Raw genomic sequence first — 12,846 nt, 5'->3', positions numbered from 1 at the left:
AATGAACATTGACATTCAGGATGAAGGCGACAGCGGCAGCGGACAGGCGGTTGCTTTTACCGTTCAGGAGAACGAGGAGGTCCATGTGCTGCATCCGCAGCAGATTATTGCCTACCAGGGCCCTTCGGCGGGACGGGCCGACCGGTTCATGGATGTGAAGGGGATGTACCGCAAGCGCAAGCTGATCCGGGCGGATCTGACCGGCCCTTGCCGGTTCACAGCCGCGCTGCCGCCCGGCTACCGGGTCAAGACCATCCAGCTCGACAGCAAAAGCGATCTGCTCTACGACTTCAGGCACCTCTTCTTCTACAGCAAGGGCGTCACGATGCAGACGAGAGTGCTGAGCATGAAGAATATGCTGATTACCCGGGATATCGTCAAGGTCAAATTCTCCGGCCGCGGCAGCATCGGCATTCTGACGGAGGGCACGGTCTGCGAAGCCGAGCTGCATCCCTTCGATCCGCTCTATGTCGATGCCGGCAGTATTATCGCTTATCCCGAGAATGCCAAGCTTGAGCTGACGGTGTACGGCAACCATCTCGCCAGCCAGCATATGAGCTATCACTGGAAGATGACCGGCCACGGGCCTGTTCTGTTCCAAGCCGGACGCCAGAGCAGACGCTTCGAGCGCGACAATAATGAAGACGGTATTATCAAGCGATTCCTGCGGGAAGCCCTGCCCTTCGGCGGTGTATTTATTAAGTAAATGGAAACGGCATTGCCGTCCTTTTAAAGGACGGTACCGTTTCAGCGAGAAATAGAAGGATAAGTTATTGTGTGCAACATATAAATTCTTATATTTTAAGCAAAGAGCGCCCGCAGGTGTAACGCGGGCGCTCTTCTATATGTCCTATGCCGGAATTACGCAAGGTAAGCGTTCAGCATCCAGGCTGTCTTCTCTACACTTGTCCGGATGCCGATCAGCAGATCGGCGGTAGGCTGGTCGCTGACCTCCTCTGCGCTAGTAATGCCCTGCTTCAGCTCTTCAGCTACGGCAGCGAAGTCTTGAACCAGCTGTGCCACCATTTCCTTGGCGCTCTCACCGCCGGCAGCTTCCTTCAGGCTGGAGAGCTTCAGGTACTCTGCCATCGTAGAAGCAGGACGTCCGCCGATGGCAAGCAGCCGCTCAGCCAGCTCATCCACATAACCCGCGGCTTCATTGTACAGCTCTTCGAATTTCTCATGCAGGGTGAAGAATTGGGTTCCGCTGACATACCAGTGGTAGTGATGCAGCTTCACTCCCAGCAACGTCCAGTTCGCGGTCTGACGGTTCAGAACAGCATGCAGTGCAGTGTGGCTGTTAACTTGTGTACTCATTTAAATAACCTCCCGGAATGTGTATTCTACAATACATTGTATTTAGACTCGTTCTAAATCTATATACAATTTAACACACTTTTTACTGTATTGCAATCTAATGTCCTGCATCCTTGATGTACTGCACATTCTAGCACTCCTCCGGGAGGCTATCCTATAATTTGAATCACAATTCTGCAAAAGCACATGGATTGACATAAATCACCTGAACCGGAAGAGAAGCTTACATCCTCCCGTAGGATGTCCCTTATACCGTAGGGATATCCGTCTCTGCCGCCCGTCCCAGTCCGCTGCGGAAGATGGCACGCATCTCCTCCCGCTTGCTCTTGGGGCTAAGCACATATACCGTATCTCCGGGCTCAATCACCGTGCTGCCATGCGGCGTCACGATGGTCTTGTTCCGTATAATGGCCGTGAACAGAATATCGTCCGGCAGGCCGATCTCTGCTATCTGCATGCCGGATATCGCCATCTGCCGGTCGATTCCGATATGATTGAATTCGGAATCAGTCTTCCCTAGCGCGACAAGCTCCATCAAGGATGGCTGGGACTCCTGCTCCCGGCCCACCAGCCTCAGCCGCGAGGCCAGGGGTGAAATGGTTGTTCCCTGAATCACTGCCGAGGTCAGAACAACGAAGAATACGACATTGAAGAACAGCCTGCCATGCGGCAGCCCCGCGAGCAGCGGGTAGGTCGCCAGGACAATCGGGACGGCTCCCCGGAGCCCGGCCCAGGAGATCAGTGTCTTTTCACGGAAGGAGAACCGGGACAACAGCAGGCTGAGGAATACGCCGAGCGGCCTTGCTAGGGCCATCAGAATCACGGACAGCAGCAGCCCCTGCCAGGCCACAGCCGCCAGCTCCTGCGGGAAGACCAGCATCCCGAGCAGAATGAACATGGCAATCTGCATCATCCAGGCAAAGCCATGACTGAAATTCATAATGGTGCGGTGGTACATCAGCTCGGAATTCCCCAGCACCAGCCCCATGACATAGACAGCTAGCAATCCGCTGCTGTGTACCATAGCCGAAACCCCGTAAGTCAGAACTGCGAAGCCGACCGCCATGACTGGATACAATCCGGTGGAGTCCAGATTAATCCGGTTAATCAGGTACACCGCCAGTTTGCCGATGATGATCCCGACCAGCAGTCCTACCCCCATCTCCCAGAAGAACGACAGCACCAGGCGCAAGACTGCGGTATCTGGGTGCTGCACCCATTCAATCAGCGACACGGTAAGGAATACAGCCATCGGATCATTGCTGCCGGATTCGGCTTCAAGCGTCGAGGTTAGCCGTTTGTCGATATTTTTGCCGCCCAGCACGGAGAATACCGCCGCTGCATCTGTCGAACCGACAATGGCCCCGAACAGGAAGCTCTCCGCCCAGGGCACTCCAAGTATAAATTTGGCAAACACACCGACGATCACCGCAGTCAGCAGCACTCCGAGTGTAGCCAGCGACAACGCCGGCTTCAGAATCGGGCGAATATCCTTCATGCTCGTCTGCATCCCGCCCTCAAACAGAATCACCACCAGGGCAAAAATGCCGGCAATCTGCGTGAGCGAAGCATTGTTGAAATAAATGAAATGGCTGAGTACCATGCCGGCTGCAATAAACAGGACCAGAGCAGGCATGCCAAAACGGGTGGAGAATTTGGTGGAGAGCACGGCGATCAGCAGCAAAGCCGCCAGCAGCAGGATGATTTGATCTGCAAGATGAGTCATGAACCGGTTCACACCTTCCCCGGAGCCGGGTATCCGCCTTAGCCCCATGTATTTTATAGTATGTGTATGATTCTGAGACAGAAAAAAACCCCGGTGGGCTGAATTCCACGGAGGTTATTATGCCGTCCTTCATTCTCTTGAATACACCTGCAGCTCCTGAATGGACCAGTAGTTGCCGCCGGAGCCTGTCTGGGTAATCTTGATATGCCGGGTCTTGACCGGGGCAAACGTAATCTTGGTCTTCTCCAGCTGGCCTTTGCCCGCTGCGACCTGTCTCCAGCTCTTGGCATCCTCCGATACGTGGACAGTGTAGCCGCGCGGATAGTCATATGGCGATAAAGGGTAATCCATATCTATAGCTTCTACCGTATGTTCTGCGCCCAGATCAATCTGGAAGTACTCCCCCGAAGCCTGATGCTTGACCGTATCCCAGCGGGTCCGCCGGTCTCCGTCAATGGCCCCTGCCGGATTGGAAGCCTCCTTACTCACACTGGACGTCACCTTCCAGCCTGCCCGGTCCAGCGGGACAAGTCCGGTTGCTGTAATCTGTGTCTTCTCTGACATCATGCCAGAGCCGGACACTCTTACAGCATAAGTATAAAGTGTGCCTTCCTTCAGCTTGCTGTCGTTGTACTCGGTTCCCTTCACTGCTGTAGCGATGACCTTCAGCTTCTCGTCCGGGCCGTCCGCCCGGAGCACTTCATAGCTTGCTCCGGGGGCTTCCAGCCAGTTCAGATGCATCGATAATCCCTTGACAGCAGTCGCCTTCAGGCCCTGAGGCGCCATATCCGCCACCTCAGAGGAAGGCTCCAGAATGTACTGCACGCCTTCTCCCGGAGCCAGCGTCTCCGTGAATTCCAGCTCCGGCGAAGCAGCCCTGCCGGTTACATAGCTGCGGGCCTCCTCATAAGTATCGCCCTTGCCGAACCGTTCTCCTTCGTACTCCGTTTTCTTCGGCATAGTGACCTTGACCTTAACGGTCTGCTCGGTCTTCTCGAAATTGACGAAGTTCACCAGCACCTTGTTGGATGTCGCCTTGCTGCCCGCCAGCGGCTCAAGCGTGGAGGTGTCCACTGCTCTTACGTAGACCAGCTTATCCTTCAGCTCCTCCTTATTGCTGATCTGGTAGGTCAGCGGAGCGCCGTGTGTAGCATAAGCCAGATCCAGCCTGCGCATGATACTGACGCGGGATTCTTCGCCTTCCTTGGTGTAGTAGATCTCTGTAGCCGCCGGATCATGATCCTCCAGATTGAAGCCGTATTTGAACAGGCTGAAATTCTTGAAGAAGGCGGCATGCTGCACGAACATCTCGGCATAGCCGATATGTGCCCGCATAATCCGGTCGAACACCGCTGAAGTCCGCTCCTTGGCCCCATATTGATACGCGTCCACATGGGAGTCCGAGGTGCCGAACTCGGTGGCGAGCATTTTTTTGCTAAGTCCGTCTACCGAGCCCCCGAAGGTCTTCAGGTTCTCCGTGAAGCTCCCGCCCTGTCCGAAAATATAGGAATCCCCATAAGAATGGCCATTCGTCAGATCCGTTACCGCTTCAAGCTCATCGCGCTGCTTCGGATCGCGTTCCCAGCCGTCCGGGTCTCCGCACTGCTTCACCGGACCCTTCTGATTGCCGCACGAGTCTTCGCTGTAGCCCGGCCAGTAGGCCCATCCGGGTGCAACCGTCTGCAGATGCGGTGCGATCGTCTTACCCTTGCTGTTCAGCCACTCGGCTATGGCCAGATTGACCGCTTTGGAACGGTTGAACAGGCCCGGTTCGTTATCCACCTCGTAATACTGGAAGTACGGGCTGTACTTCTGGAAATAATCCGTCAGCTTCTTCTCCGCATCCTCTGGCAGCGTTCCATCCGCCTTCAGCTTGATATCGCCTGTGTACAGATAGAGCGCTACGGCCTGCATATTGTAATCCTTCAGGACCTTGTAGTACTCCTCCATATTCTCACACGAGCGGCCTACATCGCTGGCACAGCTGGTCCGCATGATATTGCCGCTATAGGCTACACCCAGCCACTTCATAATATAGGGCAGATGGGTAACCGCCCCCTCGTCAAAATAAAACTGCTTGTTATTCACCACCGTTCCCGTCAGCGTATAGCTGCCGTGAATCGGCTCCTTAATCGGAGACTTCAGCGCCTCCAGACTGAGATTATCCCATGTCCACCAGTTGTACTTATCCTCAGCCTCTGAGGAATAGATTCCTCTGGCCGTCCGCAGCGTCAGCTCGTTGGTGCCGCTGATGAGCTGCTCTTTGGGAATGTACAGCTCATAGGTTTTGCGGAAGTCGTATTTGCTGCCTGTTCCGGCAATCCCGGCGATCTGAATGATGCCTGAGAGCTGACGGTTGGAGAACACGCTCATCTGGGGAACGGATTTGTAAGCATCGATAATGCTCACGCGAAATAAGACCCCGTGCTCCGGGATCTTATCCAGCTCATACTGAATCCGCAGCTCCGGGTTGGTCTCCCCATGCAGGCCGGAGGGCAGTGACTTCAGCTCTGCCGACCTGGCAGTGGTTGAAGCTATGCTGAGTGTCTTCTTCACCCCGCTTGACCCTGCCGCCTTGAACTCACCGGCAGAGCCGTCATGCTTGCCAAGCTTCCATAGAACAGTTCCTTCCGGCATCTCAGGACCGGCATCCTTGGCCGCCGACAATGAAGACAGATCCACATCATCTTCACCGTCCTTCGTCCCGTAATCTCCGAAGACAGAGACGGACAACAGAATCAAGATGATCAGTGCTGCAAATTTTAGTAGTCGGTGGAGATATTTACTGGGTTTCTTTTGAACTCTAGTCCTCATTCCCTTGTCCTCGCTTTCTTCCGGAATTCTATGCTGTACCTGGTTTACGTCACACTTCGTTTTCCGCGGAGCTTCCTTAAGGAAGCGTCAGCGCGCTCTGGGGAATAATCATCTGCTTCTGGCTCTGGCTCCTCCACATCAGACTGACGCTGGCATCCCCGCGGTTCTCGTAATACTCCACCTTGATGGCGTAGGGGGTACCCGCAGAGAGCGTGATGCTGCCCTCCTTGCTCGCACTGCTCTGGTTCTTCCAGCTGTCGATCAGGAGCTTGCCGCCGATCCATACGCGGATGCCGTCATCCGAAGAAGCGGTGAACGTATACTTTTCACTGTAGAGAGGCTTAAGGGTCCCGGTCCAGCGTACCGAGAATGAATCCTTGGGAAGGCCGGGAGCCGGTGAACTGCCATGCCAGTTGAATTGAAGGGTGCTGTCATTACGGGTAAGCAGCGGTGTGCCGGACAGGTCCATATTGCCATAATACTGGCCTCTCAGGCCGTTCCTTGAGCTTACAGCCGCCGCATGCGTTTTGGCACCCGCCGCGAGCTTGTAATCCTCCCGCGATACCGTGTATTTATGGTTCATGAAGCTTTGAATTTTCACGGTCGGGTTATTCTCAACCAGCATCTTGCCCCATGTCATCGTATATACCCATTTGCTTTGTTTTTGAGACATGATGACAGGGTCTGGAAGCTCTCCGCTCTCCCCGATTCCGATCGGTTTGCCATCGGCCAGCTTCAGGAGGCTGTCATAATAAGACTGTTTGAAATCATTGTCATAAATGTCGGCGGCCAGAATATCCACCTTGGCGATGCCGGGAAAATAGGCGGCATACGGCTCAGACGACTTGTTGGGAGCATTCGGATTCCATACCCACAGCAGATTATTCAGCTTATGCGTATTCACCATGCGGTCATAGACCAGGTCCCAGAGCTTCGCGAAGTCATCCTTCTGCCCCCACCAGAACCAGCCGCCGTTCATCTCATGATAGGGCCGCCATAACACCGGAACTCCGGCATCGCGCAGCTCGCCCAGATACTTGGCCACTTCATCCAGCTCAGCGACCAGGGCTTTGTACTGCGGCGTTCCGGGAGTGACATACAGCTTGAATTGACTCTGGCTCAGCGGCTTCTGCACATTGGTCCATACCGGCGCGGTTCCCGGCAGATTCTGATGGAAGGTCATGGCGACAATACCGCCGCCCTCATGCCAACGGATGGCGCTGTCCACGACAGCCTGACGCTGCTTGGCAATGGTCTCCTTGGACTGGTTGCCTATGGCTCCCAGCTCATAGCCATGCAGAACGGCATAGCGGCCGGTTGTGGTGCGGAGCTTATTATTAAATTCATCGGGGCTCTCCAGGTAATCATGCTGGCCGGATATCATCCCCTTGCCGCTGAGATTACTAAGATAGCTTAACAGTGCGGAAGCCTCCTTGGAGGCCGAAGGATTAATGGGCTGTATGGGAGCGGGGGCGGCAGGTGCCGTAACCTTGGCGGCTGCGGGCAGACTGCGCCCTTCCCCCCATGGAAGCAATGAAAGGATAAGGATTAGAGGAAAAATAGTTGTATATAGCCTGTACTTACGGTAAGTGTTCAATGTAATCTCCTTTCTTCAGCCACACTCTCCGGCAGGGCCCCGGAGGTTACGCCTGCCGGATTGTCTGCCTTTCTATAGCTTAGTAGCCCTGCTGGTAAGCAGGGCCATTAAGAGTGGCTTACAGGATTTATAATTGTAACGTCTTAACCAGTAACAGCGCCAATGTTGAACACAGCTGCGGACCTTATGAGCTTACGAAGCGGACGGGAGGAACAACGCGCTTGCCGGAATGGTTCCTTTGGCCTGGCTTGGACTCTGCCACATCAGCCGCGCTTTTGCATCCCCTTGATTCTCATAATACTCTACCTGAATATCATACAGCTCGCCTGCGGTCAGGCTGATGCTGCCCATGCGTTCGGTGCCGCTCTGCTTCACCCAGCTGTCAATCACAAGCTCACCGTTCACCCGTACGCGGATACCGTCATCGGAAGTGGTGTAGATCTGATAAGTCTCCGTGTACAGCGGCTTCATCTTCCCGCTCCAGCGGACAGAGAAGAAGTCTATGCCGATAGCGGCATCCGGTGAGCCTTGGCGCCAGTTGAAATCAAGCACAGCATCGGTACGCACTACAGCGGGTTCGCCCGAAAGTGTCATGTTATTGAAGTATTCCGCGTACAGTCCATTGGCAGCAGGAACTTCTACCGGCGGATCCGCCGATGTTGCTGTAGGAGAAGGAACGGGAACAGGAACCGCTGTCGGCGTAGGCACCGGTGTTGGCGTTGGTGTCGTTACTGGCGTCAGTGTTGGTGCTGGTGTTGGCATTGGTGTCGTTACTGGTGCCGGCGTTGCTGTCTGTGCTGGTGCTGCTGTCGCTGCTGGTACCGTTGTCGGTACTGCTGTTGCAGCCGGAGCAGGTATGGATGTGTTGCCTGCTCTGGAGAAAAGCGCACTTGCAGGTACGGTTCCCTTCACCTGGCTGGGGCTCTGCCACATCAGATGGACATTCGCATCGCCTGCATTCTCGTAATACTCTACCTTGATATCGTACAGTTGCCCGGCAGTCAAGGCAATGCTTCCTGTGCGGGCAGTTCCGCTCTGCTTGACCCAGCTGTCGATGACTGCTGTGCCGTTCACCCACAAGCGGATACCGTCATCCGATGTAGTATAGAACTGATAGGTCTCACTGTAAGCCGGCTTAATCTGGCCGGTCCAGCGGATCGAGAAGTAATCCACGCCGAGTGCAGCATTAGGAGTACCCTGGCGCCAATTGAAGCTGATGACATCATCGTTACGCACCATAACCGGCGTTCCCGAGAGCGTCATGTTCTTGAAGTATTCTCCAAGCAAGCCATTCTGGGCAGGCTTACTGTCCGTATCACCGGAGGTTGGGACCGGCTTCGGAATCGGCGCAACGGTTGGTGTTGCAGTCGGCGTTGGTGTTACAGTCGGCGTTGGTGTTGGTGTTGCAGTCGGCGTTGGTGTCGGTGTTGCAGTCGGCGTTGGTGTTGGTGTTGCAGTCGGCGTTGCGGTAGGCGTTGCCGTTGGCTTAGGAGCCGCCGCCGGAGCAGACCAGGCCTTATATTGGTCACGGGTCAGTGTGTAGCTGTCATTCATGAAATTCTTGATCGTAGCCGTGCTGTTATTCTCATAGAGCATCTTGCCCCAGTTCATCATGAACACGTAATTCTGCTGGGTCAGCTTCAGCTTCGAGATGTTCGGCATTTCGCCGTTCTCGCCGATGCCGATCGGTTTGCCGCCAGCCAGGCTGGTCAGATCATCATGATATTTATTCGAGTAGTCGTTATTATATATATCTGCTGCCAGCACATCCACTCTGTCCGCGCCCGGATAGGTCCGTGCATAGGGATCAGAGTTGGCATTCGGCGCATTCGGGTTCCATACCCAAATCAGATTATTTAACTGATGAACGTTCACGAACCGGTCATACATAATATTCCATAGTGCAGTGAAGTTGTCTTTCTTGCCCCACCAGAACCAGCCGCCGTTCATTTCATGGTACGGTCTCCAGAGGATCGGAACCTTAGCATCCCGCAGACTTTTCAGAGAGACAGCTACTTTATCCAGATCAGTGATTAGAGCATTATACTCTGGCGTGCCGGGGGTTACGTATTTGTTAAATTGCGCCTGAGTAATTGGCTTCTGCACATTGGACCATTCGTACTTGGTGCCCGGCAGACTCTGGTGGAAGGTCATGGCGACAATGCCGCCCGCTCTGGACCAGTTCGTTGCACTCCAGACGATATTTTTGCGTTGTGCAGCTACTCCGCTCTCGCTCTGTCCACCGATTGCTCCAAGCTCATACCCATGCAGTGCGGCGTATTGTCCGCTTGTTCCCTTCAGCTTGTTGCTCAGCTCATCCGGACTTTCGAAATAGTCATGCTGCCCTGTAATGATTCCGTTCCCGGAGATCTCATAGAGACTGTTCAGCAGCTTGACCGCCTCGGCTGAGGCATTAGGGTTCACGGGCGCTCCTGTAGAGGAAGCAGCCTTGACAGTGGACGGGGCGATTCCCAGTCCCACGGGTACAGCAGACAATACCACGGCCAGCGACAGCACAGCGCAGAGCAAACGAGACTTACGGTAAGTTTTCACAATATTCTCTTCCTTTCGGTAGCCAGGCTGCCACTCTTGCGAAGGCCCTATAGCTTTGCGTCCCTATCTTTCGATTAGGTTTGCCATTGTCGTTTTGGAAGGATCAATCCCTCTTACCGTAAGTATCGTCGATATGCAAATTTAATGTAGAGTAAAAACAAATTTTGTCTGAAAAATAGTTCTAAATGCCTGATTAAAAATTGTAACAATTGGTTAAATAGATAAGTTAGACCTACGAAATGAACTGATGTAGAGCGATATCCTCCCAGTCCAGAGTAATACGGATATTGTCCTCCTCTACCAGCTCAGACCCTGTCTGCACCTCAATGAACTCCACATCGGTAAGAGCAAGAATGGCATGCTTGGTCCCTTCCGGTATCCGCACCACATCTCCCGCCTTCACCTTATGCATCTTCTCATTGATGACAATGCTGGCTTCCCCGCTGACGAAGGTCCAGATTTCACTGCGTTTGTGATGCAGCTGGTAGCTGATATTTTTGCCCTCATTGATGAAAATCCGCTTGGTCAGCACCTCGTTGCCCTCATCATATTTCACATAATCGATCACCTTGTAGTGGCCCCAGCGGCGTTCCTCGTACATCGGTCTTTGTTCAAAAGTCTTCAGCACTTCCTTGATCCGCGGACTCTCGGCCTTGTGTGTCACCAGAATGCCGTCCGGGCTGGCGGCGATAATCAGATCCTTCGCCCCGATTACCGTGATTGGAATATCCAGCTCGTTAATGAGGCAGGTGCCTTCGGAGTCAGCGGTGATAAAGCCTTTGCCGACATGGTTACTGGTCATTTCCTCGGTCAGCGTATTCCAGGTGCCCAGGTCTTTCCAGAATCCGGCGTAAGGCTGCACGACGATGTTCTCTTCTTTCTCCACCACTTCGTAATCGAAGCTAATCGAGGACAGCAGCTTATACTGCTTCTGCAGCTCCTCGTAATTGAGCGGCAGCCCTTTGCGCTGCAGTATATCCAGCAGGTAACCCAGACGGAAGGCGAACACTCCGCAGTTCCAGAGCGCTCCCCGCCTGATTAGCTCCTCAGCTTGGATGCGGTCCGGCTTCTCCTGGAAGTGGCTCACTTGCAGGTAACCATTCGCTCCCGCATCTGCGCCCGTTGGAATAATGTAGCCGTATTTCTCCGAAGCATGCTCGGGAACTACGCCCATCAGCGCCAGGTTCGCCCCGCTCACCAGCATGGTGTTCTCCAGCTGCAGCACCGTTTCGAAAAAGGAGGATTCCACGTATGGGTCCACCGGCAGAATCGCCACGGTCTCGCTTGGGGACACCCCCGCGATGGAATACAGGTAGGCCGCCGTCAGCGCAATAGCCGGGAAGGTATCCCGCCGCTCCGGCTCCACGATGATCGGCACCTCGCTGCCGAGCTGGCTCTGGATCATCTCCACCTGGCTGCGCCCGGTCGCCAGATACGAGGACCCGGCCATGCCGTTCTCCTCCAGCTGTCTCCATACCCGTTGTACCATTGATTCCGGTTCACCTGCCGGGCTTGCCAGTACCTTCAGAAATTGCTTGGAGCGTGAATCATTGGACAACGGCCAGAGCCGCTTGCCGGAGCCGCCTGATAGAAGTACTAGTTTCATAGTGAACCCTCCATATCGTATTGTTATTGGGTATTTCTTGTTGCGGAGCTGTGAGTTAAAATCCCGCCTGTTATGAGGGTCGCTGCAAGGAATTTTGGGCTTACGGCCGCTGTTGTCTCCAGATGTTGTTGATTATATTGCTTGCAGCAGATAACATCCGGAGACAAAGGCGGACGCTAACGCTCCTACAGCTCCAAAATTCCTCTCCGCTCCATTTCATAACAGGCTTGTGATTTTATATCCGCTTCGCCCGCTGGCGAAGCTCCCGGCTAAAGATCCGATATTGCCGCTTGTGGTAGCGGCAAGGGGAGCCGGGCCGCCGCTATACTTGCGCGGCAGCAGTTGAAAACCTTACTGACGGCTGCTAGGCTGCACGACAGTTGAATCTCTGGTTGCCGCCTACTGTTGCGGCGGAGAAAAATTCAAAGGCTCAAAGACTCTTAAGTGCCGCTTGTTCCAAGGCGTCGCCGCTGACCTAGCGGCTGGAGAGAACAAGAGTTCCAAGACAATGGAATTCAAGACCGGAATTCAAGACCGGAATTCAAGACTCTTGTGCCAAGGGCTCACCGCGTAACTTCGCGGCGGCAGAAGCTGGTTAGTTAAGTACTAGACACTAGTGCTCCTCATTTGCTCCATTTGGCCCGCATCCGGGAAATCAGGGGCACTTGTGCTCCTCATTTGCTCATTTAGCCAACTTTCCCGGGATTCAGGGGCATTTGTGCTCCTCATTTGCTCGTTTAGCCAACATTCCTGGGATTCAGGGGCACTTGTGCTCCTCATTTGCTCCATTTGGCCCGCATCCGGGAAATCAGGGGCACTTCTGCTCCTCATTTGCTCCATTTAGGCAACTTTAAGCACCATCAGAGGGATTTATCTCCTTCATTTCATCGCTCAGCCCACTTTCGGCGCATTCAATGGGATTTATCCCTCTCATTTCGCCAGCCAGCCCACTTTCGGCGCATTTAATGGGATTTATCCCTCTCATTTCGCCATCCAGCCCACTTTCGGCGCATTTAATGGGATTTATCCCTCTCATTTCGCCGTCCAGCCCGCTTTCGGCGCTTTTAATGGGATTTATCCCTCTCCAGTCGCCCATCAGCCCACTTTCGGCGCATTCAATGGGATTTATCCCTCTCCAGTCGCCCATCAGCCCACTTTCGGCGCATTTAATGGGATTTATCCCTCTCATTTCGCCATCCAGCCCACTTTCGGCGCATTCAATGGGATTTATCG

8 protein-coding genes and 1 riboswitch are annotated in these 12,846 nt (G+C 54.1%); of the genes, 1 reads left to right on the top strand and 7 read right to left on the bottom strand.

The genetic code is table 11. From position 1 onward, the window contains the following. Position 1 precedes the first annotated feature (1 nt). Positions 2-706 carry an AIM24 family protein gene (locus NST26_RS04395; RefSeq protein ID WP_036723116.1) on the top strand — a complete coding sequence of 235 codons (705 nt, stop codon included), beginning with the start codon at positions 2-4 and terminating at the stop codon, positions 704-706. A gap of 155 nt (positions 707-861) precedes the next feature. Here NST26_RS04395 and NST26_RS04390 read toward each other — a convergent pair whose 3' ends face one another. The 7 genes from NST26_RS04390 to NST26_RS04360 all read right to left on the bottom strand — a co-directional run bounded on the left by NST26_RS04390 (position 862) and on the right by NST26_RS04360 (position 12,802). Further along, complete coding sequence (locus tag NST26_RS04390; protein WP_076078998.1) at positions 862-1,317, bottom strand: Dps family protein; 456 nt, start codon at positions 1,315-1,317, stop codon at positions 862-864. A 247-nt stretch (positions 1,318-1,564) separates the two neighbouring features. After that, positions 1,565-3,043: a potassium/proton antiporter gene (locus tag NST26_RS04385; protein ID WP_339253887.1), complete on the bottom strand. Its 1,479-nt coding sequence runs from the start codon at positions 3,041-3,043 to the stop codon at positions 1,565-1,567. A 129-nt stretch (positions 3,044-3,172) separates the two neighbouring features. Beyond that, a complete protein-coding gene (locus NST26_RS04380) occupies positions 3,173-5,857 on the bottom strand; it encodes a discoidin domain-containing protein (RefSeq protein WP_340978651.1) in 2,685 nt (894 codons plus the stop codon). 76 nt (positions 5,858-5,933) lie between these two features. After that, positions 5,934-7,454 carry a glycosyl hydrolase gene (locus NST26_RS04375; protein ID WP_340978649.1) on the bottom strand — a complete coding sequence of 507 codons (1,521 nt, stop codon included), beginning with the start codon at positions 7,452-7,454 and terminating at the stop codon, positions 5,934-5,936. 192 nt (positions 7,455-7,646) lie between these two features. Next, the gene (locus NST26_RS04370; protein ID WP_340978646.1) at positions 7,647-10,007 is read right to left on the bottom strand and encodes a PA14 domain-containing protein; all 2,361 of its coding nucleotides are present in this window, start codon (positions 10,005-10,007) and stop codon (positions 7,647-7,649) included. Between the two features lie 14 nt (positions 10,008-10,021). Next, positions 10,022-10,102: riboswitch (cyclic di-GMP riboswitch) on the bottom strand. 137 nt (positions 10,103-10,239) lie between these two features. After that, on the bottom strand, positions 10,240-11,613 hold the full coding sequence (locus NST26_RS04365) for a sugar phosphate nucleotidyltransferase (protein ID WP_339253882.1): 1,374 nt from the start codon (positions 11,611-11,613) through the stop codon (positions 10,240-10,242). 850 nt (positions 11,614-12,463) lie between these two features. Beyond that, entirely contained in the window at positions 12,464-12,802 is a 339-nt protein-coding gene (locus NST26_RS04360; protein WP_340978645.1) for a hypothetical protein, read from the bottom strand. Positions 12,803-12,846 lie beyond the last annotated feature (44 nt).

It is taken from the genome of Paenibacillus sp. FSL R7-0128, assembly GCF_038002245.1.
Lineage (GTDB): Bacteria > Bacillota > Bacilli > Paenibacillales > Paenibacillaceae > Paenibacillus_AQ > Paenibacillus_AQ silagei.
Note: the sequence above shows the minus strand (reverse complement) of the source record. Positions and strands in the feature narration are given on the sequence as shown.

Excerpts from the sequence above, each read along its gene's own strand:
- NST26_RS04395 (WP_036723116.1), top strand. The coding sequence starts at position 2 with ATGAACATTGACATTCAGGATGAAGGCGACAGCGGCAGCGGACAGGCG.
- NST26_RS04390 (WP_076078998.1), bottom strand. The coding sequence starts at position 1,317 with ATGAGTACACAAGTTAACAGCCACACTGCACTGCATGCTGTTCTGAAC.
- NST26_RS04385 (WP_339253887.1), bottom strand. The coding sequence starts at position 3,043 with ATGACTCATCTTGCAGATCAAATCATCCTGCTGCTGGCGGCTTTGCTG.
- NST26_RS04380 (WP_340978651.1), bottom strand. The coding sequence starts at position 5,857 with ATGAGGACTAGAGTTCAAAAGAAACCCAGTAAATATCTCCACCGACTA.
- NST26_RS04365 (WP_339253882.1), bottom strand. The coding sequence starts at position 11,613 with ATGAAACTAGTACTTCTATCAGGCGGCTCCGGCAAGCGGCTCTGGCCG.
- NST26_RS04360 (WP_340978645.1), bottom strand. The coding sequence starts at position 12,802 with ATGAGAGGGATAAATCCCATTAAATGCGCCGAAAGTGGGCTGATGGGC.